Annotated in this window: 27 protein-coding genes; 13 read left to right on the top strand and 14 right to left on the bottom strand. The window is 61.2% G+C overall.

Features of this window, described 5'->3' with window-relative positions; all coding sequences use genetic code 11:
* The first annotated feature begins 186 nt into the window (after nucleotides 1–186).
* The 5 genes from ACJ8HH_RS02570 to ACJ8HH_RS02550 all read left to right on the top strand — a co-directional run bounded on the left by ACJ8HH_RS02570 (nucleotide 187) and on the right by ACJ8HH_RS02550 (nucleotide 3,951).
* Nucleotides 187–1,371 (top strand): MFS transporter, encoded by a 1,185-nt coding sequence (locus ACJ8HH_RS02570; RefSeq protein ID WP_033637566.1) that lies wholly within the window; start codon nucleotides 187–189, stop codon nucleotides 1,369–1,371.
* Between the two features lie 59 nt (nucleotides 1,372–1,430).
* Nucleotides 1,431–2,324 (top strand): LysR family transcriptional regulator, encoded by an 894-nt coding sequence (locus tag ACJ8HH_RS02565; RefSeq protein ID WP_033637565.1) that lies wholly within the window; start codon nucleotides 1,431–1,433, stop codon nucleotides 2,322–2,324.
* A 79-nt stretch (nucleotides 2,325–2,403) separates the two neighbouring features.
* The gene (gene yajD / locus ACJ8HH_RS02560; RefSeq protein WP_016928619.1) at nucleotides 2,404–2,745 is read left to right on the top strand and encodes an HNH nuclease YajD; all 342 of its coding nucleotides are present in this window, start codon (nucleotides 2,404–2,406) and stop codon (nucleotides 2,743–2,745) included.
* A 271-nt stretch (nucleotides 2,746–3,016) separates the two neighbouring features.
* Nucleotides 3,017–3,652, top strand: a complete 636-nt coding sequence (locus ACJ8HH_RS02555) for an AAA family ATPase (RefSeq protein ID WP_033637564.1) — start codon at nucleotides 3,017–3,019, stop codon at nucleotides 3,650–3,652.
* Nucleotides 3,649–3,951 carry a hypothetical protein gene (locus ACJ8HH_RS02550; RefSeq protein ID WP_060387426.1) on the top strand — a complete coding sequence of 101 codons (303 nt, stop codon included), beginning with the start codon at nucleotides 3,649–3,651 and terminating at the stop codon, nucleotides 3,949–3,951. The genes ACJ8HH_RS02555 and ACJ8HH_RS02550 overlap by 4 nt, the downstream gene beginning before the upstream one ends.
* Before the next feature lie 39 nt (nucleotides 3,952–3,990).
* Here ACJ8HH_RS02550 and ACJ8HH_RS02545 read toward each other — a convergent pair whose 3' ends face one another.
* From ACJ8HH_RS02545 to ACJ8HH_RS02525, 5 genes are all read right to left on the bottom strand, one after another.
* Complete coding sequence (locus ACJ8HH_RS02545) at nucleotides 3,991–6,234, bottom strand: xanthine dehydrogenase family protein molybdopterin-binding subunit (RefSeq protein ID WP_060451399.1); 2,244 nt, start codon at nucleotides 6,232–6,234, stop codon at nucleotides 3,991–3,993.
* A gap of 2 nt (nucleotides 6,235–6,236) precedes the next feature.
* A complete protein-coding gene (locus ACJ8HH_RS02540; RefSeq protein WP_033653460.1) occupies nucleotides 6,237–6,689 on the bottom strand; it encodes a (2Fe-2S)-binding protein in 453 nt (150 codons plus the stop codon).
* Nucleotides 6,690–6,705: 16 nt separating this feature from the next.
* Complete coding sequence (locus ACJ8HH_RS02535) at nucleotides 6,706–8,037, bottom strand: c-type cytochrome (RefSeq protein WP_060451398.1); 1,332 nt, start codon at nucleotides 8,035–8,037, stop codon at nucleotides 6,706–6,708.
* Nucleotides 8,034–8,558 (bottom strand): MarR family winged helix-turn-helix transcriptional regulator, encoded by a 525-nt coding sequence (locus ACJ8HH_RS02530; protein WP_060451397.1) that lies wholly within the window; start codon nucleotides 8,556–8,558, stop codon nucleotides 8,034–8,036. Before ACJ8HH_RS02530 ends, ACJ8HH_RS02535 begins: the two co-directional genes overlap by 4 nt.
* A 170-nt stretch (nucleotides 8,559–8,728) precedes the next feature.
* Nucleotides 8,729–9,484, bottom strand: a complete 756-nt coding sequence (locus tag ACJ8HH_RS02525; RefSeq protein WP_033637562.1) for a CDP-diacylglycerol diphosphatase — start codon at nucleotides 9,482–9,484, stop codon at nucleotides 8,729–8,731.
* A 236-nt stretch (nucleotides 9,485–9,720) separates the two neighbouring features.
* On the opposite strand from ACJ8HH_RS02525, the gene ACJ8HH_RS02520 reads away from it, so the two are divergent.
* Complete coding sequence (locus ACJ8HH_RS02520; RefSeq protein ID WP_079656314.1) at nucleotides 9,721–10,521, top strand: alpha/beta fold hydrolase; 801 nt, start codon at nucleotides 9,721–9,723, stop codon at nucleotides 10,519–10,521.
* 28 nt (nucleotides 10,522–10,549) lie between these two features.
* Here ACJ8HH_RS02520 and ACJ8HH_RS02515 read toward each other — a convergent pair whose 3' ends face one another.
* The 5 genes from ACJ8HH_RS02515 to ACJ8HH_RS02495 form a co-directional block, all read right to left on the bottom strand.
* Nucleotides 10,550–11,275, bottom strand: a complete 726-nt coding sequence (locus tag ACJ8HH_RS02515; protein WP_079656313.1) for a substrate-binding domain-containing protein — start codon at nucleotides 11,273–11,275, stop codon at nucleotides 10,550–10,552.
* Nucleotides 11,268–12,047 (bottom strand): ABC transporter ATP-binding protein, encoded by a 780-nt coding sequence (locus ACJ8HH_RS02510; RefSeq protein ID WP_033647038.1) that lies wholly within the window; start codon nucleotides 12,045–12,047, stop codon nucleotides 11,268–11,270. The genes ACJ8HH_RS02515 and ACJ8HH_RS02510 overlap by 8 nt, the downstream gene beginning before the upstream one ends.
* Nucleotides 12,040–13,041 (bottom strand): FecCD family ABC transporter permease, encoded by a 1,002-nt coding sequence (locus tag ACJ8HH_RS02505; protein WP_033647040.1) that lies wholly within the window; start codon nucleotides 13,039–13,041, stop codon nucleotides 12,040–12,042. The genes ACJ8HH_RS02510 and ACJ8HH_RS02505 overlap by 8 nt, the downstream gene beginning before the upstream one ends.
* Nucleotides 13,038–14,087, bottom strand: coding sequence for an ABC transporter substrate-binding protein (locus tag ACJ8HH_RS02500; protein WP_033647041.1), 1,050 nt, complete (start codon nucleotides 14,085–14,087; stop codon nucleotides 13,038–13,040). The genes ACJ8HH_RS02505 and ACJ8HH_RS02500 overlap by 4 nt, the downstream gene beginning before the upstream one ends.
* A 186-nt stretch (nucleotides 14,088–14,273) precedes the next feature.
* Nucleotides 14,274–14,666, bottom strand: coding sequence for a hypothetical protein (locus ACJ8HH_RS02495; RefSeq protein WP_033647042.1), 393 nt, complete (start codon nucleotides 14,664–14,666; stop codon nucleotides 14,274–14,276).
* Nucleotides 14,667–15,076: 410 nt separating this feature from the next.
* Between ACJ8HH_RS02495 and ACJ8HH_RS02490 the strand changes: the two genes are divergently transcribed.
* Together ACJ8HH_RS02490 and ACJ8HH_RS02485 are read left to right on the top strand one after the other, a co-directional pair.
* Nucleotides 15,077–15,367 (top strand): methyltransferase dimerization domain-containing protein, encoded by a 291-nt coding sequence (locus ACJ8HH_RS02490; RefSeq protein WP_060418503.1) that lies wholly within the window; start codon nucleotides 15,077–15,079, stop codon nucleotides 15,365–15,367.
* Complete coding sequence (locus ACJ8HH_RS02485; protein WP_230120453.1) at nucleotides 15,367–15,510, top strand: hypothetical protein; 144 nt, start codon at nucleotides 15,367–15,369, stop codon at nucleotides 15,508–15,510. Before ACJ8HH_RS02490 ends, ACJ8HH_RS02485 begins: the two co-directional genes overlap by 1 nt.
* Here the strand turns inward: ACJ8HH_RS02485 and ACJ8HH_RS02480 are convergent.
* The 3 genes from ACJ8HH_RS02480 to ACJ8HH_RS02470 form a co-directional block, all read right to left on the bottom strand.
* The gene (locus ACJ8HH_RS02480) at nucleotides 15,507–16,430 is read right to left on the bottom strand and encodes a DUF7916 family protein (RefSeq protein ID WP_033637556.1); all 924 of its coding nucleotides are present in this window, start codon (nucleotides 16,428–16,430) and stop codon (nucleotides 15,507–15,509) included. The two genes, ACJ8HH_RS02485 and ACJ8HH_RS02480, sit on opposite strands and share 4 nt — an antisense overlap.
* 74 nt (nucleotides 16,431–16,504) lie before the next feature.
* Nucleotides 16,505–18,802, bottom strand: a complete 2,298-nt coding sequence (gene bglX / locus ACJ8HH_RS02475; RefSeq protein WP_060451396.1) for a beta-glucosidase BglX — start codon at nucleotides 18,800–18,802, stop codon at nucleotides 16,505–16,507.
* 112 nt (nucleotides 18,803–18,914) lie between these two features.
* Entirely contained in the window at nucleotides 18,915–19,835 is a 921-nt protein-coding gene (locus ACJ8HH_RS02470) for a LysR substrate-binding domain-containing protein (RefSeq protein WP_060451395.1), read from the bottom strand.
* A 118-nt stretch (nucleotides 19,836–19,953) separates the two neighbouring features.
* Between ACJ8HH_RS02470 and ACJ8HH_RS02465 the strand changes: the two genes are divergently transcribed.
* Both ACJ8HH_RS02465 and ACJ8HH_RS02460 read left to right on the top strand, forming a co-directional pair.
* Nucleotides 19,954–21,108: a methionine aminotransferase gene (locus ACJ8HH_RS02465; protein WP_060420038.1), complete on the top strand. Its 1,155-nt coding sequence runs from the start codon at nucleotides 19,954–19,956 to the stop codon at nucleotides 21,106–21,108.
* 34 nt (nucleotides 21,109–21,142) lie between these two features.
* A complete protein-coding gene (locus tag ACJ8HH_RS02460; RefSeq protein WP_033647048.1) occupies nucleotides 21,143–21,922 on the top strand; it encodes an ABC transporter substrate-binding protein in 780 nt (259 codons plus the stop codon).
* A gap of 34 nt (nucleotides 21,923–21,956) precedes the next feature.
* Here the strand turns inward: ACJ8HH_RS02460 and ddlA are convergent, their stop codons facing one another.
* Nucleotides 21,957–23,060 carry a D-alanine--D-alanine ligase gene (ddlA, locus tag ACJ8HH_RS02455; RefSeq protein ID WP_033637551.1) on the bottom strand — a complete coding sequence of 368 codons (1,104 nt, stop codon included), beginning with the start codon at nucleotides 23,058–23,060 and terminating at the stop codon, nucleotides 21,957–21,959.
* A gap of 168 nt (nucleotides 23,061–23,228) precedes the next feature.
* Between ddlA and ACJ8HH_RS02450 the strand changes: the two genes are divergently transcribed.
* From ACJ8HH_RS02450 to dld, 3 genes are all read left to right on the top strand, one after another.
* Complete coding sequence (locus tag ACJ8HH_RS02450) at nucleotides 23,229–23,432, top strand: ParD-like family protein (RefSeq protein ID WP_006324220.1); 204 nt, start codon at nucleotides 23,229–23,231, stop codon at nucleotides 23,430–23,432.
* The gene (gene map / locus ACJ8HH_RS02445) at nucleotides 23,429–24,223 is read left to right on the top strand and encodes a type I methionyl aminopeptidase (RefSeq protein ID WP_047568762.1); all 795 of its coding nucleotides are present in this window, start codon (nucleotides 23,429–23,431) and stop codon (nucleotides 24,221–24,223) included. Before ACJ8HH_RS02450 ends, map begins: the two co-directional genes overlap by 4 nt.
* A 125-nt stretch (nucleotides 24,224–24,348) precedes the next feature.
* A complete protein-coding gene (gene dld, locus ACJ8HH_RS02440; protein WP_060451394.1) occupies nucleotides 24,349–26,055 on the top strand; it encodes a D-lactate dehydrogenase in 1,707 nt (568 codons plus the stop codon).
* The last annotated feature ends 20 nt before the right edge of the window (nucleotides 26,056–26,075 follow it).

Below are 26,075 nucleotides of genomic sequence, written 5' to 3'. Positions count from 1 at the left end.
TTATTCCTTTCCCCCGTAGCGCGGCGCAAGCCGCGTTTTCACTCGCCGCCGGCGATTGTTTCCCCTCAGAAACAGTGTAACCACCGCAAACGGATTTATCCGCGGCTTCGGCCTGCCGTAGATTGTGACTTCGGTCACACCGCGCCCCGAGCGCGGCCTGCGCATTCACCCAAGACGAGCGGCATTATGCTGAATAATAAAGATAAACCTGCATCATCCCCGTGGCCGGCGATCTTCTCGCTGACGGTCGCCTGTTTTGTCATGGTCACCACCGAGTTTCTGCCGATCGGCCTGCTGACCAACATCGCCCCTTCGCTCGGCGTCAGCACCGGCACCGCCGGGCTGATGGTCACCATGCCCGGCATCGTGGCGGCGGTGGCCGCACCGGTGTTGAGCCTGGCTTCCGGCCGGCTGGACAGACGCCTGCTGATGCTGGGACTGTCGTTGCTGCTGATGGTGTCCAACCTGGTGGCGGCGCTGGCGGTCAACTTCCCGATGATGCTGTTGGGCCGCGTGCTGCTGGGAGTCTGCGTCGGCGGTTTCTGGTCGTTCGCCGCCAACTACGGCCGCCATCTGGTGCCGGAAGCCAGCCAGGGCCGCGCCACCGCGCTGATCCTCAGCGGCATCTCGGTCGGCGCGGTGTGCGGCGTGCCGGCGGGGGCGCTGATCGGCGATCTGTTCGGCTGGCGCGCCGCCTTCTTCGGCGGGGCGGCGCTGGCGGTCGGCGTACTGTTGGCGCAGCTGCGTTTACTCACGTCGGTACCGCCTTCCCGGCCGGTTACGCCGCGCGATCTGGTGCTGCCGCTGCGCCTGCCGATGGCGCGCATCGGCCTGATTGCCATCGTGCTGCTGTTCATCGGCCACTTCGCCGCCTATACCTATCTGCGCCCTCTGCTGCAACAGGTGTTCGTGCTCAGCCCATCGGCGATCTCGCTGCAGCTGCTGGCCTATGGCGCCATCGGCCTGCTGGGCACCTTCCTCGGCGAGCGCCTGGCGGAACACAGCCTGCGCGCCACCTTTATCCTGATCGCCGCCATGCTGGCGGGTATTCTGATCGTTTCGCCGCTGCTCAGCGGCCTCGCCGGCGCCACGCTGATGGTGTTGGTCTGGGGGTTGGCGTTCGGCGCCGTGCCGGTATGCGCCACCAACTGGATGTTCGCCGCGGTGCCGCAGGCGCCGGAAGCCGGCCAGGCGCTGCTGGTGTGCGTCATCCAGATCGCACTGGCCTCCGGCGCACTGCTGGGCGGCGAGGTGGTGGACTGGCAGGGCGTCAGCAGCGCCATGCTGTTCGGCGGCGCGCTGATCCTCTCCGCCACGCTGGTGTTCGGCCTCAGCTTGCGCTCCGGCGCAATTGGCGCTAAACAGTGTTAATCATTATCTATCTGCAGAAACATGCCCCGGCCACTGCCGGGGCATGACGTTGGGAACCTATGGACCATCATTTGCTCGCTATCCGGGTATTTAACCGCGTGGTGGAAACCGGCGGTTTTACCCGCGCCGCCGATTCGCTGGGCATGCCGAAAGCGACGGTCACCAAGCTGATCCAGAATCTGGAGGATCACCTGCAGACCAAGCTGTTCCAGCGCACCACCCGCAGCGTGTCGGTCACCCGCGAAGGCGAATGCTATTACCAGAATACGGTGAAATGGCTGGCGGATTTGGAGCAGATGGAGGGCTGTCTGACCGAGTCACAGAATTCTCCGCAGGGCGTGCTGCGCATCGATACCGGCAGCGGCACCGCCCGCCAGCTGCTGTTGCCGGCGCTGCCAGGCTTTTTGGAACGCTACCCGCAAATCCAGATCGATCTCAGCATCGGCGATCGCGTTATCGATCTGATCAGCGACAGCGCGGACTGCGTGATCCGCAGCGGCCCGTTGGCCGACTCCAGCCTGATCGCCCGGCGTCTGTTCGATCTGGACTGGGTCAGCTGCGCCACCCCGGCTTATCTGGCGCGCCACGGCGCCCCACGCCACCCGTGCGATCTGGAACAGGGTTTTCCGATGGTGCACTACCGCCATCCGGTCAACGACCGCATCCATCCGCAACGCTATGTCGAACGCGGCAAAGAGATCGCCATTCAACAGCGCTACCCGGTCAGCATTAACGAAGGCAACGCGCTGCTGGCGGCGAGCCTGGCCGGATTGGGCATCATCCAAATCTATCGGTTTATGGCGCAGCCGCACCTCGAGCGCGGCGAGCTGGTCAGCCTGCTGCACGACTGGCAGCCGCCGCCGGAGCAGATGTACGTGGTGTACCCGTCCAATCGCCACCTCAGCGGCAAGCTGCGGGCGTTTATCGACTGGGCGGTGGAGACATTTCGCTAGCGACAGGATGAGCCGCACGTTGTCGCCGCACGCAGTGTGGTATTATTTGCCGCATAGTGATTCACGACGGACGACCACCATGGCCTATATCCCCAAAAACTATGCGAAGCTGGAAACCGGCTATCGCGAAAAAGCGCTGAAACTGTTCCCCTGGGTATGCGGGCGCTGCTCGCGCGAGTTCGTTTATTCCAACCTGCGCGAACTGACGGTGCACCACATCGATCACGATCACAGCAACAACCCCGAAGACGGCAGCAACTGGGAAATGCTGTGCCTGTACTGCCACGACCACGAGCACTCGAAATACACCGAGGCCGATCAATACGGTTCGACGGTGGTGGCCGGTGAAGACGCGCAGAAAGATGTCGGCGTCGCCACCCATAACCCGTTCGCCAACCTGAAGGCGATGATGAAGAAGTAACGCCACCGACAGCTTAATGAGCCACTAACTTATTAAGCTATTAAATTAACAACTCCCTCTTCCGTTCCGCCACTTCCCAGAGAATTCCTACTTACCCATCCGGGCCATCCAGCGCAAAATAAGCTGCGCAGTTAACGACATACTGGCTTGGCAAGCCGCCGCAGTTGGTGCATATTGTTCGCGAGTTGTTCTTGTTAACCTGTTTGATTATCAACCTAATAAGCACATTAACTTAATAAGTTATCAGCTTAATAACTTGAGAGATGGCAGCATGATTGTCCTGATTGGCTCGCAAAAAGGCGGCGTCGGCAAATCGACGAAAGCGGTGAATATCGCCGGGTATCTGATTCTTAAGCAAGGCAAGACGGCGATCATCGTCGATGCCGACGACCAGAAATCGATCATGACTTGGTACAACGACCGTCAGAACGTTGAGGGGCTGCCGCACATTCCGGTGGTGGCCGCGTCGGGCAAAATCAAGGAAACGCTGCTGGAACTGGATCGCCATTACGACTACGTGATCGTCGACACCGCCGGCCGCGACAGCGCCGAACTGCGCTCCGGGCTGCTGGCCGCCGATCTGTTCCTCTCGCCACTGCGCCCTTCGCAGATGGATCTCGACACCATCGGCTATCTGTCGGAGATGTTCTCCACCGCGCAGGAATACAACGAGAAGGTCAAAGGCTACATCGTGCTGAACATGTGCCCGACCAACATCTTCATCAATGAAGCCAACGAAGCGGCGCAGGTGCTGAGCGAATACCCGGAGTTCACCCTGGTGAGCCACCGCCTGTGCGACCGCAAGATTTACCGCGACGCCTGGGGCGAAGCCATCACCGTGCATGAGGCGAACAACGAAAAGGCGCAGAGCGAAATTGAATGCCTGGTGAAAGAGGTGATCCTGTGAAGAAGCGCGCCCCCACCCACCGCATGTCGGAAGACGAATTCATCAACAGCGCCACCTCGCACACGCTGCCGGTCGCGGCGCCCGCGCCGGAAGCCAAACCGGCCGGCCGCAAGCGCACCTATAAGGCGATTTCCGTCAGCCTGACGGACAGCCACATTGAAGCCATCGATGAAGTGATCGTCCAGGCGGCGCGCAGCGGCATCGTGCGCATTACCCGCTCCGACATCATCAAGCTGGCCATCGACGGGCTGGCGGAGAAAAGCGAAGCGCAGCTGCTGGCGCTGCTGAAGAAGCTCTGACCGCGCGGCAGCCGCCGGCTGGCCATCGCCGGCGAGCCGTTACACCGAGGAGAACTCGCGTGGGAACGGCATCGTACGATAGGTTTTGCCGGTGGCCTTATGCAGCGCGCTGGCTATCGCCGGAGCGACCACCGCAGTCGACACTTCTCCGCATCCCTGCGGCGCACGCGCGCTGTCGAGCACCACCACTTCCACTTTGGGCATTTCGGCGATCGCCAGCAGTGGATAAAGATCGAAATTCCCTTCCACCACGCCGCCCCGTTCAAAGTGCAGTTCGCTGTGCAGACAGGTGGTCAGCGCAAAGCCGATGCCGCCCTCTACGTTGGCGCGCACCAGGTTCGGGTTTATCACCTTGCCGCAGTCAATCGCACATACCGCGCGGAGCACCCGCAGCCGCCCTTCCTGAATGGCGATTTCAACCACCAAACCGACGTAAGTGGTGAAAGCGTTATTGCGGCCGAGCCAAATATTGCACGACATCCCGCGATAAACGCCCGGCGGCGGTTCGCGCTGCCAACCCGCCGCCGCCGCGGTAGCCTCCAGTACGCGCAACGCCTCTGGGTTGCCCTGCAGCAGATACCGCCGATACTGATACTCGTCCCGCTTGGCCTTATGGCTGAGTTCGCTGATAAAGCTTTCCAAAAAGAACAGGCTGGCGACGCTGCCGACGCCACGCAGATAGCTCAGGGAAATCGGCTGTTCGACGATGCCGGCCTCCACCTTCAGATGAGGGATGCGATACGGCGTGCTGTAAACGCACTCCACCATACTTTCATCCCATCCCCCGGCCTCGTGTACCGTTTCGCGCCGCATTTGCCAGAATAGCGACTGCCCGGCATAGCGCGCCCACAGCGCCTGCGGGTAGCCGTTTTCATCCAGCAGCGCCCGATAATGGCTGATGCAGGCCGGACGATAATATTCATGCCGCATGTCGATCTCGCGCGGATAGATCACCTTGACCGGTTTCCCCACCGCCCGGGAGGCGGCGGTAGCATGCATTACGGCATCCGGCAGATATTTGCGCCCAAAGCTGCCCCCCAGGTAGGTCGTATTCACCACCACATCCGTCGGCTTCAGCCCGAACATTTTCGCCAGAACGTTGCGCACCATGTCCTGCCCCTGGAAAGGGCCCCAGGTTTCGATACGGCCCTCTTCATAATGGCTGGTGGCGTTGCATGGCTCCAGGGTGGCATGCGCCACATAAGGCGCGCCGTAACGCGCCTCATGCAAGCGCGAATCTTGTTCAGCGCCACGAATCAACGCCGGCGCCTCGCCGCGATCGACCGCCGACACCAAGGTATCGCCATCCAGCATCGCCAGATTCTCCGCCGCAATCGCGCTATCGGTCAGCGCTTGCCCTGCGCCCGGCAGCCAGTCGACCTCCAGCAAATCCGCCGCCTTTTTGGCCTGCCAGTAGCTCGCCGCCACCACGATCACCGTATTGAGCGACATATCGTGATCCAATCCGACCATGTTGTTCATCGACCACTGCCGGGTCAGCACCAGCTCCACTACGCCCGGCATGGCCCGGATCTGCCGTTCATTACGCACGGCGACCAGCTTTCCGCTGAGATCGGGCACCATCCAGGGGACGCCGATCAGCATCTCCGGCAGGTCAATATCGATACCGTAAATCGCGCTGCCGTCCACTTTCTCCGACGTATCGACCCGCAACAGCGGCTTGCCGATGAAACTCTCTTGCTCTTGCGCTTCGCTCTTTAAAGCAGGCTGCGGATCCAACGGCAGCTCGGCGGCATAGCACACCAGATCGCCATAGGCGACCTTGCGCTGCCCGCCCTCCTCAATCACCCAACCTTTCTCCGTACGGCACTGCCGCGGTGAAAGTGCGAGATGTCGCGCACCGGCCCGCAGAAAAAAGTCTCTCGCCTGCGCGCCGGCCAGCCGGGTGCGCTGATAAAATTTGGTCATGGAGGTTGAAGCGGCGACAAACTGCGCGAAAGCCTCGCCCCCGGCAACCTGGCGGTAGGCATCGCGGCCGGTGACGAACTTCACCGTCACCTGCGCCCAATCGGCATCCATTTCCGCCGCCACCACTTCGGCCAGGCCGGTGTAAATCCCCTGCCCGACCTCACATTGCGACACGCCGATGACGATGCGGCCGCCGCTATCGATCCAGATCCAATCGTTCAATTCGTACTGACCGTCGGGCGGCGCCGCATCCTGCGAAACCACGGCTGCCAGGCTGCGCGTCGATATCGGCAACAGCATGGCGGCCACCGCCAACGCGCTGCCTTTTAGCAAGGTTCTGCGGGTGATCACCATGCTTAGGGTTCTCCCTTGTCGGCGGCGCGGTGCACCGCCGCGCGGATACGGTGATAAGTGGCGCAGCGGCACAGATTGGTCAGGCCGGTATCTATCTGCCGGTCGTCCGGCTTCGGGTGCTCCGCCAACAGCGCGCTGACCGCCATGATCATGCCCGATTGGCAGTAGCCGCACTGCGGCACATCCTCTGCAATCCAGGCCTGCTGCACCGGATGACTGCGATCGGTGGACAATCCTTCGATGGTGGTCACCTGCCGATCGCGTACCAATTGCAGCGGATAGCAACATGAACGCACTGCCTTACCGTCGACATGTACCGTACAGGCGCCGCAGGCGCCGATACCGCAGCCGAACTTGGTGCCGGTTAACTTAAAATGTTCCCGGATCACCCACAGCAGCGGCGTATCCGGCTCGCCGTTAAATTCGACCGCCTGGCCGTTCAGATTGAACTTCATGCCACTCTCTCCTCGCTCAACGCTTCACCCGACGTTTCACCCACGCCCCGATGACGATCAATGCCAGCAATACCCCGCCCCAAAACACATAAGGCAGTGACGCGATCAACCACGGTTTCTCACCGCCAGCCCGCAGCTGAGCCACTTGCTGCGGCGTTATCCTGACCGCCGGATTGCCGAATTGCTGCAATACGTAATTGCCCAGCTCGGCCAGTTGCCGGTCATCCAGGCTGTCGGCGAATCCCGGCATCCAGGTTTGCAGCGTCTCTCCCTGGCGCTGCACGCCATGCAGCATCACCATGATCAGGTTATTGGCCTGCTCGCTGCCTACGGTGGAATTGTTTGTCAAAGAAGGGAAATGGCCGTCGTAGGCGCCTTCGCCGCCCAGGCGATGGCAACTGGCGCAGGCAGCGGCATACAGCGCCTGCCCGGCGGCACGGCCTTCACCGCCTCCCTGATAGGCATAGGCCGCTTTCGTTCCTTGCGCGGTGGCGATCGGCGGCGTCTGTTTAAGCCAGTCGGCGATGGCGTCGAGATCGTCGTCGCTCAGGAAACGCAGGCTGTGCTCCACCGCCTCCGCCATGCCGCCGGCGGCCTGGGCTTTGTCATTGCGCCCGGTACGCAAATACTGCACCAACTCTTCCCTGCTCCAGCCGCCGATGCCGCTGACGGGATCCGAGGTGATATTCGGCGCGATCCAACCGCCGGCCTCCCCGCCCGCCAGATAGCGATCGTCGCGTTCGGCCATCATCGCGTTGCGCGGGCTGTGGCACGCCGAGCAATGCCCCAAAACATCCACCAGATAGCGACCACGCGCTTTTTTCACGTCTTCATCGACGGGCGTTTTTTTCAGAAACAGCCAGTTCCAGCCGTGGATCGCATAACGCCAGGAAAAAGGGAACGCCAGTTGGGTCTCAGGCACCGCGCGATCGACCGGGGCGACGCCGGCCATGAAATAACGATACAGCGCGTGCAGATCGTCATCGCTCAGCCCCCGATAAGCGGTATAGGGCATGGCGGGATACAAGGGTTGGCCGTCTCGCCGGATGCCCTGCGTTAACGCGCGGCGAAACTCTGGCTCACTGTAGTCGCCAATGCCGGTTCCTTTGGCGGGCGTGATATTGCTGGCGATGATATCGCCCATCGGCGAAGCGATGGCATAACCGCCGACGTAGGGGGCGTCCTGTTGGGCGCTGCCGCGGTGACAAGCCGCGCAATCTGCGGCGATCGCCAGGTATTTTCCGCGTGCGATGACCTGTTGGTCATTTTGGCTGGCGAAGACCGGGCAGGAGAAGATCCCCAACGCGATAACGCACAGCTGTTGTGCTCTCCGCCAGCGGCCGTTCACGCTTCACCTTCCGGCTTCATCGCTCCCGCGCGCTCCTCCGCCAACAGCGCAAACTCGTCCGGCAATAGATTTTCCTGTTCGAGCATCGCTATCGCGTTATGTTTGATGCCAAACAATACGCGGTAAAAAGCCTCCAGATCGCCGGCCGAAATGCCGTTGAGCAGCTTTTGCCGTGCCTGTTGGCTGGAGTGATCCAACTGCGCCAGCATCTCCTGCCCGGCCACGGTCATTCTCACGCCTTTAGCGCGCTTATCTTCAGACAGGGCATCGCGAGCGATCAGCCGATTTTTTTCCAAAAACAGTAACGCACGCGACATCGTCGAGACTTCGGCGTTCAAATGCTGGGAAACGTCTTTCAGGGTGCAGCCATCACCCAAATCGGCAATCGCGCTCAGCGCCAGCCAGTGCGGGCGCGTCAGATTGGTCATTTTTACCGACTGGTCCATCGCCGTGCGCCACAGGCGATTGGTCACATCCAGATGGATGCCCAGCGCAGCAGGAAGTTTGCGTGGTTGTGACATACCGGAATGCTCTCGCTTATTTATTTGCTTGTGCAAACAAATAATAGATCGGACGTTATGACAGGATCAAGCAGATGTCGCGGAATAAAATAAAATCCAGTTAATACAGAGCGATATATCGCATTTTTACAGATTTGCTCCCCGACAACGCGGGGAGCGATAAGAAAAACTCAGTTCCCCGCCACCGCGCAGTGGTAGTCCTGAATTTCGCCGGCCGAGCCCAAGTTCAGATCGGTCAACTTCAAACGGTTAGCCAACAGCAGCATCTCGCCCTGCGGGCTGACCGCCAGCGCCAGGCCATAATTGCCGATGCTGTCGCCCTGCTCGACCACATAGTTGTGCAGCAAACGGAAAGGATCTTCCTGGGTTAAATCGGTGCCCGCCAATTTTCTGGCCAGATATTGGTGGCCGACTAATTTCACCGCCAGCGGGCGCCACTGCTGATCTAATTGCTCCGCCTGTTGCCCCAGCGCGTTATAGACATCCTGACGCAGGCAGGCAACGTGAATATGCAGCTGATCCTGAGAACGGCCATATTTCGAATTGACCGCCAGCGAAAGCCACGCATCTTTTAACGGCTTACCCAACTCGCCGGATATATGTTCGCGGTTATTCCAGGCCTGGGCGAAATAAGGCGGCGCGTGCTCCGTCTGCAATGCCGGGCTCTCGATGCCGCTGACCTTTTCGGTTGGCATCACCAGATCGTGATAGGGGCCTTTGCTGTCCTTAAACAGCACATAACCCTGTGTTAAATCAACCTTTAAGCAGGGCGCCGGATCGTTGTTCTGCTGCTGATTGGGCACGCACTGTTGGCTGACGATTTGCCACAGCGCATTCGGATTACCACGCCCGAAGAACCACCACAGCACCGCCGCCAGCAGCAAAATGACAAGCAAAATAATTAATAGTCTGAAAAGTCTTTTCATCGTGACTCCCTGTTTAGCTATTCCATCTTGAAAGGAGCGCCAGCATAAACCAAGGCGCTTATCGTCACCAGAATATTATCCTTAGCGTTACCTTTCATTGACGTCTTGTTATCAAGAGAAATTAAAAATAAGGATTTACCTAAGTAATTTAAGGTAAATTAATACCGCAGGTTGAATATGAGTGTGATATAAGCAGCCGGACTCTCTTTATATAAGGAACCGATAAGATGCCAACGATGGGCAAATCCCTGCATTATCTCGACGTGGGCTCAGGCTTTCCGTTGCTGCTGGGCCACAGCTATCTGTTCGATCTGAACATGTGGGCACCGCAGTTCGAAGCGCTGGCGAAACGCTACCGCCTGATCGTGCCGGATCTCTGGGGCCACGGCGACTCACCGGCGCTGCCGGCCGGGCGAAACAGCCTGTCGGATATCGCCGCCGATCATTTGGCGCTGATGGATCATTTGGATATTGAAGAGTTCGGCATCGTCGGCCTGTCCGTCGGCGGCATGTGGGGCGCCGAACTGGCAGCACTGGCGCCTGAGCGGGTCAAGGTGCTGGCGCTGATGGACAGCTATCTGGGCGACGAAACGCCGGAGGCGCGGCAGCGTTATATGGGCATGCTGGCGGCCGTTGAACAGGCCGGCGCCATCACCTCGCCGTTGCTGGAGTATATCGCCGCGCAGTTTTATTCCGACGAAGTACCCGATGCGTTGTCGCAACCATTGTTGGCCCATCTGCAGAGCCTGCCCGCCGCTCGCCTGCGCGAGAGCATCGTCCCGCTGGGCCGGATGATCTTCGGTCGCCCCGACAAGCTGGCGCTGCTGGAAAACATCACCGCCGCCAGCATCGTCATCACCGGCGCGCAGGATAAACCGCGCCCGCCAGCGGAAGGCCAGCGCATGGCCGATCTTCTCGGCTGTCGGCACGTGCTGATCCCCAACGCCGGGCATATCAGCAACAAGGAAAACCCGACGGCGGTCAACGAAATCCTGCTGGCGTTTCTGGCTGAAAACACCACCCCGCTGTTCTGGTAACATTCTCCGGGCCGCCAGGCCCGGCGAGTCATTCCGCGCGCCGCATAAACCCGTGTCGGCTCAGGATTTCCTGCCCCTGTTCGCTCAAGATAAATGCGGCTAACCGCTGCGCGCCGTCATCCAACAGGCATAAACCGTAATCCGCCTCGATGTCCAGCGGCGGCGCCAACGGCCGCACCGCCAACGTCGGGTAGGCGGCTAAGGCCGGAGCATAGCTGGCGTAGCCGAGAAAAATATCCGCCTGCCCGCCGGCGATCAGATATTCCGCTGCCAATCGGCCCGCCGGCACCGGGGCAGAATCCCTGCCGCCAACCAACGGCAGCGCCCGGCGGCGCAACGCTTCCCCTTGCCCCGACCAGTATTGCTCACAACGTTCGAAAAGCTGCAGCGCATAATCGCCGGAAGGATCTGCCTCCGGTGTCGAGGTAGCAAGGCGCCAGTGGGGATCGAACAGCACCTGCGGCAGCGGACGTTCGGTTAATGCCGGCACGTTGCGTACCGTCACACAGAGCCGATTGCGCGCAAAAATCTGCACCGCCCCCGCTATCCCAAGATCCGCCAACCTTTGCGGGTGCGCCACGTTGGCCGAGGCGAACAGCTGTGGCCGCTCGCCATTCTCTATCCGCTGGCGCAACAACCCCGCCGGGCCGAATTCCGCCGTGACTTTTTGCCTGGCGCGCCGCTGAAACGCCGACAGCAGCGGCGCAAACGCCAGCCGCAGGCTGCCGGCGGCAAACAGCAGGATATCACTCATCATGTCGCTCCAGTTGGCTGCGATACAGCGGCACCAGCGTCGCGTAGCGGCGGCCCGCCACCGTCAGCGGCACCCGTTCGATCGCCAGCTCGAACAGGGGTGACAGGGATTGCGCCGTTAACACCTCGCGGCAGGCACCGAGCCGGCTGCGCCCTTCCTTGCCCAACAGCAAAGCCCGATCGGCCACCGCGTGAGCATGATTGGGTTGATGCGTAGAGAACACCACCGCCAACTGCTGCTCCCGCGCCAGGCTCGCCATCAGGCTCAACACCCGATCCTGATAATGCAGATCCAGCGCCGAAGTCGGTTCATCCAGGATCAACACCTCGCAGCGCATCGCCAACGCGCGGGCGATCATCACTAATTGACGTTGACCGCCGGATAGGCTGCCAAACTCGCGCTCTGCCAGGTGCTGCAAATCCAACGACTGCAACGCTTCTCTCGCCAGCCGATGGTCCTCGGCTGACGGTGAACGGAACAGGCCGACATGGCGCGCCCGCCCCATCAATACGATATCCAGCACCCGATAGGCGAACGGCGGCGCAAAGTGCTGCGGGACAAAGCCCATCTCACCGTGGCGCTCAATCTCGCCGGATTGCGGCGTCAGGCTGCCTAACAACAGCTGCAGCAGCGTGCTCTTGCCACGCCCATTCGGGCCCAATATCGCCAGCACTTCGCCGCGCCGCAGCTGAATGTCCAGATGTTGGAACAGCGGAGCCCCGCCCGGCCAGGCGAAACTCACGCCCCTGGCGGCCAATAAGGTGTCAGTCATGCCAGCCTCTCACTTGCGCGCGACGCAGCAGCAGCGCGAACAGCGGCGCGCCAATCAGCGCGGTCAGAATGCCCAGCGGGATTTCGCTGCTGCTCAGCGTGCGCGCCAAATCGTCGATCACCAGCATGTACAGGGCCCCCAGGCAAAGTGAAGCCGGCAACAGGCGCCGGTGATCCGGCCCCACCAGCCGCCTCGCCACGTGCGGGATCACCAAGCCGACCCAACCGATGCTGCCGCTGACCGCCACCTGGGCGGCCACGATGGCGGCGCACAGCGTCAAAATCAGCCAGCGGGTGCGCTCAACGTTGATGCCCAATGCACCGGCATCCTCATCACCCAACGACAGCAGATTGATGCGCCAGCGCAGCGCCAACAGCAAGCCGCCGGCCAACAGCAAAGGCACAAACAGCATCAGCAGCTTTTGCCGATCGGCGGTGGCAAAGCTGCCGAGCAGCCAAAACACGATGCTCGGCAGTTTCTCTTCGGTATCCGCCAGATATTGCATCAGGCTGACGCAGGCTGAGAAGAAGCCGCTGAGGATCACTCCCGCCAGTACCAAAGAGAGAATATTGCGCCGCGCAATGGCGCTGGTGAGAGTGAAAATCAACAGCAGCGCCGCCATGCCGAAAACAAAAGCCGACAGCAGCAGCGCCGCCAATGGCAGGCTGAGCAGGATAGCCAGCGTGCCGCCAAAGGCCGCGCCGGACGACACGCCGATGATATGCGGGTCGACCAGCGGGTTGCGAAAGACGCCTTGCAAAGCCGCGCCGCACAGGGCCAGCGCTGCGCCGGCGCCCATCGCCAACAGCACTCGCGGCACGCGCACAACCAGGATCACCTGGCGTTGGATAGCATCGATGCCGGCATAATGCTGCCCGGTGAACGGCTCCAGCAAAATCATCAGGCTGTGCGTTATTGGCACCTGAAAGCGGCCAACGCCGAGCGAAAACAGCGCGCAGCACAGCGTCAACAATGCCAGCCAGCCCAGCCTCATTGCCCGCTCTGGCAGCAGGTGGCGCGGTAATAACGTTGATAGTAAGCGTCGACCCGCTGCTGCAGATTGATATCGGCAAAACGCTGCGGGTAAAGTTTTTTCGCCATCCACAACTCACCCAACGCCATCGCTTCCGGCATTGGATACCCCCAGGCCTTGGCGTACTCCGGCATCAGGTAGACCCGCTTATTCTTCACCGCGTCGATCGGCTGCCACTGCGGTGACGTCAGGATCTGTTTCACCACCTCCGGGTAGCGCTCCTGCACGAAAATCACCGCCGGATCCCACTTCAGGACATCCTCGATAGAAACCTGTTTAAACCCCTGAATGTCCTTCGCCGCTACGTTGAGCGCACCGGCGTGCCGCATCATCAACCCGGTATATTTGCCGGCGCCGTAGGTGGTGAGATCGGGGTTGGCCATATACACCCGCACCCGCTGATTTTCCGGCAGATCGCGCAGCCGTTCGGCGACCAACGCGCGCTGCTGAATGACGTCCTTAATCAGGGCTTCTGCCTGAGGCTGACGCGACATCACCTCGCCGATCAGGCGAATGCCGTCCTGCAGCCCCAGCGTATAGGCCCGATCCTCATCGCTCAGCTGCGGATTCATTTTACCCGCCTGATCGGCCGCCTCGCGGCGCAGCGAGATAGCCACCACCGGAATGCCCGCCCGTTCGATCTGCGCAATCATCTCCGGCGGCGCATAGTTGGCCACGAACACCACCTGCGGATGCAGGCCGAGCAGGCTCTCGATATTCACCGAAGTCAGATCGCCCGGCATCGGCAGGGTTGCCAACGTCGGCGCCAGCCGCAGGTAGTTTGGCCCCAGCTGCTTTTTCCAACTGCTGAGCACACCGACCACCTGAGGCATCGCATCAAGCTGCACCAACAGGTTCAACGTCTGGTGTTGCAGCACCACCGCGCGGGTGATGCGATCGGGCAGCGTGACCTGGCGATTGAGCTGATCGGTGACCTGGCGATCCGCCTGGGCGGCGGTGGAAAACAAAACAAGCGCCAACAGCAGGCGCGGGAGAAAGTTAAACATGGCAGTGACCGGTTGATTATCGTTGTATAGCAAATAATATAGCGATGTGCATGGCGAAACAATCAGCGGGATCAAACCGGATGCGGGTACTCGGGAGGTAAAACGAGGCGTGAATGCGATCCTGGAAGCGGATCCGCCGGTGTGGCGACGGATCCCATCGGCCCTGTAAGGGCGCGTGAAGAAGACTTACTGACCGATAGACGTCAGCCCCTGGCGGATCCCTTCGTCAGCCTGCTGGCACCATGCCTGCAGCCCCTGCGGCGCTTCTTTTTCCAACGCGACCACTTTGCCGTCGTCGTTCAGCACATTGCCTTCTCGGCCCATCGCTTCGCGCTTGTCGCCGTCGCGGGTGTCGACGCCGCCGGGAATAGCCGCCACGTAGGCCACCATTTTCTTGGCGTTGTCGATGCTGTCGGCTTTCAGGAAACCTTTATCGACACAGTAGGACATCAACCCGGCGGTATTGCGCGTGATGTCATAGACGTTTTTCAATGCGGCAGGATCCATCCCTTCAGCGTTAGCGGTGTTGAACAGGCCCAGAGTCGCGGCAATCATGCCGGTCAGAATGTTTTTTTTCATTGTTAACTCGTTTTAATAATGAATTATTTAATTTTTAATTATTCACAAATACAGTGTGAATATCGGTACGGTATAATGGCGGCCTAGATTAACACAACCCTAATACATTAATAGCGGTGATTAAGTTAAGCCTCAATAAAATAAAAACGCATGCCGGGGTAATAATCTCCGCCCGCTGTCATTTTTGCACGTTCGGCATTGGCCGCGCTCAATTCATAGTAAAAATAATCTCACCCAGGAATTATTTACAACGGAAGCGTTGGCCTGCGGTCAATTGCGTGCCCCTCTTTGCCAAAACCACCGGCGTGGCATAGCCTGTTAAGATGTGTCATGCCTTAGTGGAAGGGGATTCACATGAATCATGCCGTCCGGCCGCCGCAATGCGACGAAAACCCCTTCTCGATATCACGATGAATTTATATCTCTATCCAGCGGTGCTTATCGCGCATCGCCTGGGCATCTTTGAGTTTATTGCTCTGCCCCCCCGCAACCTGACCGATATATGCGCTCAGGCCAATGTGGAAAGACGCCCGGCGGAAACGTTGATCATGGCGCTATTGGCATTGAAATTGATCGCTAGAGACGGCGAAACATTTCATCTTACGCCGGAAGCGGAACCCTTTTTGTTAAAAAAACCGCATTATTTCGGTTATTTCTGGAACTTGATCAGCAGCCTTTGGCCGCCGCGGGATGCGGCCTGATGATGATGGGATGGACGCAGGGCCGCCAATACTCCGGCAGGGAAATCGGCGACCTGCTGCACGACGTCGGCTTCGGGCCTGCTCAGGTGCTGCCGTCGCTCGGCTATTTCAGCATCGTGACGGCGCAAAAGCCCCAGGCTTAGCGGTTCACCGAGCGCGCCATGCGGCTGTAGGTGTGGCGCACACCGCGAATCGCCACGCTGTAAGCGAAGATGTTTTCCGGCAGCGCCAGCCCCAGATAGCCGGTATCGCCGATATGGTGCAGATCCGCGCCGGCCATTTTGCTCATCAGCGCAATCTGCCGCACGGTCTGCACGTCGGCCCCCTCTTGCGAGGTGCCGATCGCCGTCATTGCCAGCGCGCCCTGCCGCTGCGCATAAGCGATCAGCGCCGCCACTTTCTCCTGCGACATACCGGGAATGGTGCCGGGCGCCGGCAACAGCACGATGTCCGCACCGTTCTCCACGAACAGCGCGATATCCTGCTCGCCGATCAGCTGGCTGCCGCTTTCGCGCACGATACCGGCCCCGTGCATCTTGCCGGTCACCAGCACCATCTCGTCGCCCACCTCATCGCGGATCGCTTTCAGCGCGGCGGCGATCGCCTGATTGCTGACGCCGTTGTTCGGGTTGCCGGTCAGCACCAGCATGCGCGCGCCGAGTTGATACAGCTTGCGGGCATTCTCGGCGGTGGCGGCACGACCCGCCGTCATCTGCCAGAAATCGTTATGTTCGGTGGCGAAGGCCGGATCGACGGCCTCCAGGTTCACCCCTATCACCCGCCCGGTCAGGCGCTGCAGCGTGCGCAGCGCCTCCTGCGGCGGCACGTCGGCGGGCAGGCCCGCGATGTGCGGATGGTCGACGTCGAACAGGTTCAGCAGCAGCAGGTCGGCGCCCTGACTGGCCGCCAGCTCGGCGTTGGTGACGTTATTGAGCAGCGGCTGAGTGACCGCGATGGTTTCGCTGACCAAGATGCGCCCTTCGCTGGCGCGGATGGCGTAGAGCAGATCGGCTTTGCCGATATCGGCCAGATCGCTGGCGCTGCAGTCCAGATAGCGTTTCATGAGGCAAGCTCCGATGACGTTAGCGGGAATGAATAGATGCCCCTCGCTCAGCGCGGCGAACGAGGGGGACAGGGTTACTTCAGCGTAAAGCTTTGCGCCTGCACGTTGTCGGAGTCCAGGCCGACGAACACGTTGAATTTGCCCGGCTCCGCCCCCCATTTCAGGCTGGCGTTGTAGAACTTCAGATCGTCTTCGCTAATCGGCAGCTCAACCTGCTGCGACTGGCCGGCCTTCAGCGTCACTTTCTTGAAGTTGCGCAGCTCTTTTACCGGCCGGCTGACCGAGGCGGTCACGTCCTGCAGATACAGCTGCACCACCGTGGCGCCGTCGTACTTGCCGGTATTTTTCAGCGTGACGCTGGCGGTTAGCTTGCCGTTGCGCGCCATCGTCGGGCTGGACAGTTTCAGATCCGACAGGCTGAAGGTGGTGTAGCTCAGGCCGTAACCGAACGGGTACAGCGGGCCGTTCGGCGAATCGAAGTAGCGCGAGGTGTACTTGCCCGGATTCTCCTTGCCGAACGGGCGGCCGGTGTTCAGGTGGTTGTAGTACATCGGGATCTGGCCGACCGAGCGCGGGAAAGTCATCGGCAGCTTGCCCGACGGGTTGTAGTCGCCGAACAGCACGTCTGCCACTGCGTTGCCGCCCTCGGTGCCGCTGTACCAGGTTTCCAGCATCGCGTCTGCCTGCTCGCTCTCCCAGCTCAGCGCCAGCGGCCGGCCGTTCATCAGCACCAGCACCAGCGGCTTGCCGGTGGCTTTCAGCGCGGCGATCAGATCGCGCTGGCTCTGCGGGATCGTGATATCGGCGCGGCTGGAGGCCTCATGCGCCATGCCCTGCGATTCCCCCACCACCGCCACGACCACGTCGGCCTTGTTCGCCGCCTGCACCGCTTCGTCGATCATCTGCTGCGGCGAACGGGTGTCGAACGCCACCGCCGGCTCGTACTCGTTCAGGTAGTCGATGATGCCTTTATCCTGCGTGACGTTGGCGCCCTTGGCGTAAAGAATGCGCGCCTTGTCGCCCACCGCCCGCTCCAACCCTTCACGCAGGGTCACCGACTGCTTGACCACCCCGGCGGCCGACCAGCTGCCCATCACGTCGCGCTGGCTGTCTGCCATCGGCCCGACCAGCGCGATGGTCGCCTGCTTGCTCAGCGGCAGCGTCTGCTTATCGTTCTTCAGCAACACCATCGTTTTGCGTGCCACCACCCGCGCCTCGGCGCGGTGCAGACGGCTTTCGGCGTTGGTGTCCTGCGGGTCGGAACCCGCCGGGCCCAGATGCACATACGGATCGGTGAACAGCCCCATGTCGTACTTGGTGTTCAGCACGTCGCGGCAGGCGCGATCGATATCGCTTTCAGGCACCAGCCCGTCTTTCACCAGACCCGGCAGGTATTTGTCGTAAAACTCGTCGCTCATGCTCATGTCGACGCCGGAGGTGATTGCCAGGCGTACCGCGTCGCGCGCGTCGGCGGCCACGCCGTGTTTAATCAGCTCTTTAATTGCGCCATGGTCGCTGATGGTGATGCCTTTAAAGCCCCACTGGTCACGCAGCAGCTCTTTCAGCAGCCACGGGTTGGCGGTGGCCGGCACGCCGTTTACCGAGTTGAGCGACACCATCACCCCGCCGCTGCCGGCATCCACCGCCGCTTTGTAAGGCGGCAGATAGTCCTGATACATGCGCAGCGGGCTCATGTCGACGGTGTTGTAATCGCGGCCGCCTTCGACGGCGCCGTACAACGCAAAGTGCTTAACGCTGGCCATCACCGAACCGGGCTTGGCCGGGTCGCCGTTTTGATAACCGTCGACCATCACTTTGGCGATTTTCGACACCAGCCAGGTGTCTTCGCCGAAGCCTTCGGAGACCCGGCCCCAGCGCGGATCGCGGGTGATATCGACCATCGGCGCGAAGGTCATGTTCAGACCGTCATCGCTGGCCTCCTGCGCCGCCACGCGGGCGCTGAGCGCAATGGCTTCCAGATCGAAGCTGGCCGCCAGCCCCAGGCTGATCGGGAACACGGTGCGCTGGCCGTGCACCACGTCATAGGCGAAGAACAACGGAATTTTGAGGCGACTGAGCTGCATCGCCTGATCCTGCATCACCCGAATGTCCGGGCGGGTGACGGTATTGAAGATGGCGCCGATCTGCCCTTTGCGGATGCCCTCGCGGATCGCTTCTTTCGGGTTATCCGGCCCGACGCTGATCAGTCGCAGCTGGCCGATCTTCTCTTCCAGCGTCATCTGCTTCATCAAATGGGACACGAAGGCGTCGCGCTGCTGGGCGTGAATGCCCTGCGTTATCGGCGTTTCCTGCGCAAAAGCCGGGCTGAGGGCCAGACCGGACAACATACTCACCACACAAAGCCATTTCATCTTGTTTTATCTCAGGCGTGTTTCCGCTGCCAACGCCGCGGGGTTTAATCGGAGTGAAGAAACAGTTTGCCACACTCTGTTTCATCGCCAAGGGAATTCGCATCGCTAATGTTTACAAAGCATTACAGGTTATCGGCAGGTAATTCTTCAGCCGGGCGCGGCTGTCGGCGGCCTCCGCCGCCAGAAAATCGATCAGCGGCGCCAACGCCGGCGGCGGCGCCCCGCGTTCAGGATAGACCAGATAATAGGCCGCGCCGCTGCTGACGCAGAGCGGGAACGGCGTCACGACACGCCGCGCCTGAATATCCTCCTCCAGCAGGCACAGATCGCCGATGGCGATGCCGAACCCCTGCAGCGCGGCGCTCATCGCCAGATCGAGAGTATCGAAATGCTGAGCCTTGCCGGACGGCAACGTATCGGCGCCCGCCGCCTTCAGCCAGCGCAGCCAGTCGCGGCGATCGCGCGTCGGGTGCAGCAGAGTTTTGTCCGTCAAATCCACCAACCGGGGCGCCGGCGGCAGAAACGTCGGCGTGCAGACCGGCGTGAGGATTTCGTCGAACAGCAGGTGCGCGCTCAGCTTTTTGCCCGGCGGCCGGCCGAATACCACCGCGGCGTCAAATTGCTCGGTGCTGAAATCCAGACCGTGCGACACCGAAGCGGTCAGCTCAATATGCATGTCCGGCCGTTCATTCTGCAGGCGAATGATGCGCGGCAGCACCCAGCGCATCGCGCAGGTCGGGCATTTGATGCGCAGCGCCCCCGGCGGGGCGGCGGCCCGCGTCAGCGCCTCGTCCAACTGCCCCAGCGCCAGCTGCACCGGCGCCAGCAGCTGCGCGCCCTGCGGCGTCAGCGCCAAACCGCGCGCCTGGCGGCTGAACAGCGGATAGCCCAGGCGCTGTTCCAGCCCGAGGATTTGCCGGCTGACCGCCCCCTGCGTCAGGTGCAGCTGCCGGGCGGCATGGGTAAAGTTGAGGCGTTGCGCCACCACCACGAAGGTTTTCAACACGTCGAGCGACGGCAGGGATATCGGCATAGCGGGCCTCGATTAGGTATGATCGTAGTGCATGGCAAGTATGACAAACTTTCCCTTGTCCGCCTACGCCGGCTGATGCTTAATCGCTCAACACTTCCCTGTTTGCCTGGAGCCCATCATGCAGAGCGCCTGTTCATCCCGCTCGAAGCTGCCGGACGTCGGCACCACCATTTTCACCGTCATTGGCCAACTCAGCGCCGAACATCAGGCCCTCAATCTGTCGCAGGGCGCGCCCAACTTCGCCGGCGACCCGCAGCTGATCGAGGCAACGGCGCAAGCCATGCGCGCAGGTCATAACCAATACGCGCCGATGAGCGGCGTGGCGGCGTTACGTGCTGCTCTGGCGGAAAAAGCTGAACGATTGTATGGCGCACGCTATGACGCCGACGAAGAAATCACGGTGATCGCCAGCGCCAGCGAAGGGCTGTACTCGGCGATCAGCGCGCTGGTGCATCCCGGCGACGAGGTGATCTATTTCGAACCGGCGTTCGACAGCTATGCGCCGATCGTGCGCCTGCAGGGCGCCACGCCGGTGGCGATCAAACTGTCGTTGCAGGATTTTCGCGTCGACTGGGACGAAGTGGCCGCCGCCATCAACGGCAAAACGCGCATGATCATCGTCAACACGCCGCACAACCCGACCGGCGCGGTGTTTGACGCGCACGACATCGAACGTCTGACCGCCCTGACCCGCGACACCGACATCGTGATCCTGTCCGACGAGGTCTACGAGCACGTGGTGTTCGACGGCGATATTCACCACAGCATGGCGCGCTACCCGCAGCTGGCGGAACGCAGCGTGATCGTGTCGTCGTTCGGTAAAACCTACCACGTCACCGGCTGGCGCGTCGGCTACTGCCTGGCGCCGGCGGCGCTGATGGACGAGATCCGCAAGGTGCACCAGTTTATGGTGTTCTCCGCCGATACGCCGATGCAGCACGCCTTCGCCGCCGCGCTCGCCAACCCGCATAGCTACCTGGGGCTGGCGGCGTTTTACCAACAAAAGCGCGATCTGCTGGCCAGCGCCCTGCAGGATTCGCGCTTTGAGCTGCTGCCCAGCCGCGGCAGCTTCTTCATGCTGGCCCGCTTTAGCGGCTTCAGTCACGAAAGCGACAATGATTTCGCCGTGCGCTTGATCCGCGAAGCGAAGGTGGCGACGATCCCGCTGTCGGCGTTCTACAGTGACGGCACCGATACCGGCATTATCCGGCTGAGTTTTTCCAAAGATAACGAGACCCTGCTGGAAGGCGCGCGCCGCCTGAGCCAGGTGTGATTTTTTGTCCAACCATGGGAAAGGGGCACTGCCTATGAAAGCATTGAAAACGCTGTTCGCCGCCGGATGCCTGCTGGCCGCCGGCGCTTCGCTGGCGGCGGAAAACAGCCTGCGCTTCGGCCTGGAAGCGCTGTATCCGCCGTTCGAATCCAAATCCGCCAGCGGCAAACTGGAAGGGTTCGACATCGAACTGGGCGACGCGGTATGCGCCGCCGCGCAGTTGCAATGCAGCTGGGTGGAAACCTCGTTCGACAGCCTGATCCCGGCGCTGCAGGCGCGCAAGTTCGACGCCATCAACTCGGCGATGAACGTGACCGAACAGCGGCGTCAGGCGATCGCCTTCACCGACGCCATCTATCAGGTGCCGAACCGCCTGATCGCCAAAGCCGGCAGCGGCCTGCTGCCGGACGCCAAATCGCTGGCGGGCAAACACGTGGGCGTGCTGCAAGGATCGATTCAGGAGATTTACGCCAAAACCCATTGGGCGCCGGCGGGCGTGGACGTGGTGTCTTATCAGGATCAGAATCAGGTTTACCTCGATCTGGCGGCCGGTCGGCTCGACGCCACGCTGGTGATGGCGCCGTCGGGGCAAAGCGGCTTCCTGTCGCAGCCGGACGGCAAAGGCTTCGCCTTCGTCGGCGAGGCGGTGCGCGACGACAAAATCCTCGGTGAAGGTATCGCCTTCGGCCTGCGTAAAGGGGATGAGGCGCTGAAGAAAAAACTGGATGCCGCCATCGCCAAAGTGAAACAGCAAGGCACGGTGACGGCGCTGTCGAAGAAGTATTTCGGCGATATCGATGTGACGGTGAAGTGAGAGACGGGGGCGGCACCGCCGCCCCCTGCCGCGTTTAGCGATCGAACACCGAACTGTTCAGCGCGCGATCCTGCTGGTGGCGCTCCAGCGCCAATTCGATCAGGCGCGTGATCAGCGCCTGATAGCTGACGCCGCTGGCGGCCCACAGCTTGGGATACATGCTGATATTGGTGAAGCCCGGCAGCGTGTTGATTTCGTTGATCACCACCTGGTTGTCCGGCGTCAGGAACACATCCACCCGCGCCAGGCCGAAGCACTCCAGCGCGCGGAACGCCTTCAGCGCCACCTCGCGGATGTGGTCGCTCACTTCCGGCGCGATTGCCGCCGGCACCACCACCTGAGCGCCCTGCTCATTGATGTATTTGGTGTCGTAAGAATAGAAGGCGTCGCTCAGCACGATCTCGCCGCACACGCTGGCCTGCGGATCGTCGTTGCCCAGCACCGCGCACTCGATCTCGCGGCCGACGATCGCCGACTCCACCAGCACCTTGTGATCGAAGCTGAAGGCCAGCGATACCGCCGCGTCGAACTCGGCGCGGTTTTCCACCTTGCTGACCCCGACCGACGAGCCCTGGTTGGCCGGCTTAACGAACAGCGGCAGGCCGAGGCGCTCGCTCAGTTGCTCAAACGTGAATCCGGCGCGGTTGGCGCGGGTCAGGGTGACGAACGGCGCCACCGCCAGCCCGGCATCGCGCAGCAGGCGCTTGGTCACGTCTTTATCCATGCTGACCGCCGAGCCGAGCACGCCGGCGCCGACGAACGGCATATTGGCCATGCGCAGCAGCCCCTGCAGCGAGCCGTCCTCCCCCAGCGTGCCGTGCACGATCGGGAAGATGACGTCGAGTTGGCCCAGCGCGCCGGCGCTGCCCGCTTCGATCAGCTGCTGTTTTTCCTGGCCCGGGATCAGCGCCACGTTCTTGTTCGAGCGGTTCAGCGCGATCAGCGCCGGGTTCTCGGCGTTGAGCAGGTAGTTGGAGGCGTCGTTGATGTGCCACTGCCCCTGTTTGTCGATCCCCAGCAGCGTGACGTCAAACTTCTCTTTGTCGATTGCATCCACAATGTTTTTGGCCGACTGCAGCGACACCTCATGCTCCGCCGATTTACCGCCAAAAATCACCCCAACACGTAGTTTAGTCACGCCTTAAATCCTTCTGAAAAATCATGGCAAAAAAGTCGTTCATCACAATAAACGCATTGCCCGGCGGCGGCAATCGTTGTCGCCAGAATCTTCTTACGCCACGGAATGCCACATCGCGACCATCCTAAACGTATACACTTCGTATATCGTTCACTTAGGGAGACGCCGATGGGCATCGTAAAAATTTCAGACGCGCTGCATGACGATCTGCGCCTCGCCAGCCTGACCATGACGCGTTCGATCAATGCGCAGGCCGAGTACTGGATCAAGATCGGCATGCTGGCGGAGTTCCATCCGGAACTGACCTACCCACAGCTGGTAAAAAAGATGATGAAAGATAACGCGCTGACGCTGAAGGAGATTGTCGGGTGAAACAGATTGTGATTAAAACGCCGGAAGAGATTGCCAAAATGCGCCATTCCGGCGCCCTGCTGGCGAAAGTGTTTGCTATGCTCGATGAGGTCATCGTCGAAGGCATCTCCACCATGGAGATCAACGACCGCGCCGAGGCGTTTATCGTCGAGGAGCTGAAGTCGCGCCCGGCCAGCAAAGGGCAGTATGATTTCCCCTATGTGCTCAACACCTCAATCGACGACGTGGTGTGCCACGGGGTGCCGTCGGCCAGCAAAATCCTGCGTTCCGGCATGATCGTCAACGTGGACATCACGCTGGAAAACGGCGGCTACATCGCCGACTCCAGCAAGATGTACTGCATCGGCCAGGTGACGCCGCTGGCCAAACGGCTGGTGAACAACGTCTATGAATCGATGTGGCAGGGCATTCGCGCGGTGAAACCGGGCGCCACCCTCGGCGATATCGGCCATGCCGTCCAGCGGCACGCCGAGCAGGCCGGCTACAGCATCGTGCGGGAGTATTGCGGCCACGGCATCGGCCGCGATATGCATGAAGAGCCGGCGGTATTGCACTACGGTCAACCCGGCAGCGGTCTGGTGCTGCAGGAAGGCATGGTGTTCACCATCGAGCCGATGATCAACCAGGGCGACCGCCGCATCAAGCAGAAGAAAGACGGCTGGACGGTGGTGACGCGCGACAAAAAACTGTCGGCGCAGTGGGAGCACACCGTGGCGGTCACCGCCGACGGCGTGGAGATCCTGACGCTGCGCGACGAAGAGCGCCGGGCCGGCTACGCCGAGCGCTACTAAACCCACAAGCCATTAGCCTGGCAAGCTGATAGCTTAATAAGTCATTTAATTGATAACCTCTTAGTTTATATGCGGCACTCCGGCGCCGCAGTTAAAGCGACGGGGATGACAGGGAGACAGGCAGCATGCAGTCAGGCAATCAGGCATTTATCAACCAGCTTAAAGACATCGTCGGCGGCCCGCAGCTGTTGACCGGCGATCGCAACACCGAGCGCTATCGCAAGGGGTTCCGCTCCGGCGAAGGCCAGGCGCTGGCGGTGGTGTTTCCCACCAGCCTGCTGCAGCTGTGGCGCATTTTGCAGGCCTGCGTGGCCGCCGACAAAATCGTCATCATGCAGGCCGCCAATACCGGCCTGACCGAAGGATCGACCCCCAGCGGCAACGACTATGACCGCGACATCGTCATCGTCAGCACCCTGCGCCTCGACCATATTCAGGTACTGGACAACGGCAAACAGGTGGTCGGCTTCCCCGGCAGCACCCTGCACCACCTCGAGAAATTGCTCAAGCCCTACGGCCGCGAACCGCATTCGGTGATCGGTTCCTCCTGCATCGGCGCCTCGGTGATCGGCGGCGTGTGCAACAACTCCGGCGGCTCGCTGGTGAAACGCGGCCCGGCCTATACCGAAATGGCGCTGTACGCCCAGCTCGGGGAAGACGGCCAGTTGCGCCTGGTGAACCATCTGGGCATCCGCCTCGGCGACACGCCGGAAGAGATCCTTACCCGGCTGGAAAAAGGCGACTATCGCCCGACAGACGTCGAATACGGCGAGCTGCGCGCCTCGGATAACGAGTACGCCAGCCGGGTGCGCGACGTCGATGCCGACACCCCTTCCCGCTTCAACGCCGACAAACGCCGCCTGTACGAGGCCTCCGGCTGCGCCGGCAAGCTGGCGGTGTTCGCGGTGCGACTCGACACCTTCGAGAAAGAAGGCAAAGAGCAGGTGTTTTATATCGGCACCAACGACACCGCGGTGCTGACCGAACTGCGCCGCCACATGCTGAGCCAGTTCGAAAACCTGCCGGTGGCCGGTGAGTACATGCACCGCGATATCTTCGACATCGCCGAGGTGTACGGCAAAGACACCTTCATGATGATCGACAAGCTCGGCACCGATCAGATGCCGCGCTTCTTCACCCTCAAAGGCCGTATGGACGCCAGCCTCAACAAGCTGCCGCTGCTGCCGCACAACCTGACCGACCGGCTGATGCAGGGCCTGAGCCATCTGGCGCCGAGCCACCTGCCGAAGCGCATGAAGGACTACCGCGAACGTTTCGAACATCACCTGCTGCTGAAGATGGCCGGCCCCGGCGTAGACGAAGCGCAGCGCTACCTGACCGAGTACTTCGCCCAGGCCGAAGGCGCTTTCTTCGCCTGCACCCCTGACGAAGGCAAAAAGGCCTTCCTGCACCGCTTCGCCGCCGCCGGCGCCGCCGTGCGCTACCATGCGGTGCACGCCGACAAGGTGGAAGATATTCTGGCGCTGGATATCGCCCTGCGCCGCAACGACACCGACTGGTTTGAAACGCTGCCGCCGGAAATCGACAGCCAGCTGGTGCATAAGCTGTATTACGGCCACTTTATGTGCCACGTCTTCCATCAGGACTACGTGGTGAAAAAAGGCGTCGACAGCCACGCGCTGAAAGAAAAGATGCTCGAGATCCTCAACCGGCGCGGCGCCGAGTACCCGGCGGAGCATAACGTCGGCCACCTGTATCACGCCAAACCGGATCTGCAGGCGTTCTACCGCGCCGCCGATCCGACCAACAGCTTCAACCCCGGCATCGGCAAAACCAGTAAACGCAAAGGCTGGGCCGAAGGCCCCCGCTAAGACCGCCCGATTGGCCCGCC

Source organism: Serratia sp. CY32780 (genome assembly GCF_052169135.1).
Classification (GTDB): domain Bacteria; phylum Pseudomonadota; class Gammaproteobacteria; order Enterobacterales; family Enterobacteriaceae; genus Serratia; species Serratia sarumanii.
This window is presented reverse-complemented; position numbering and strand designations above follow the sequence as displayed.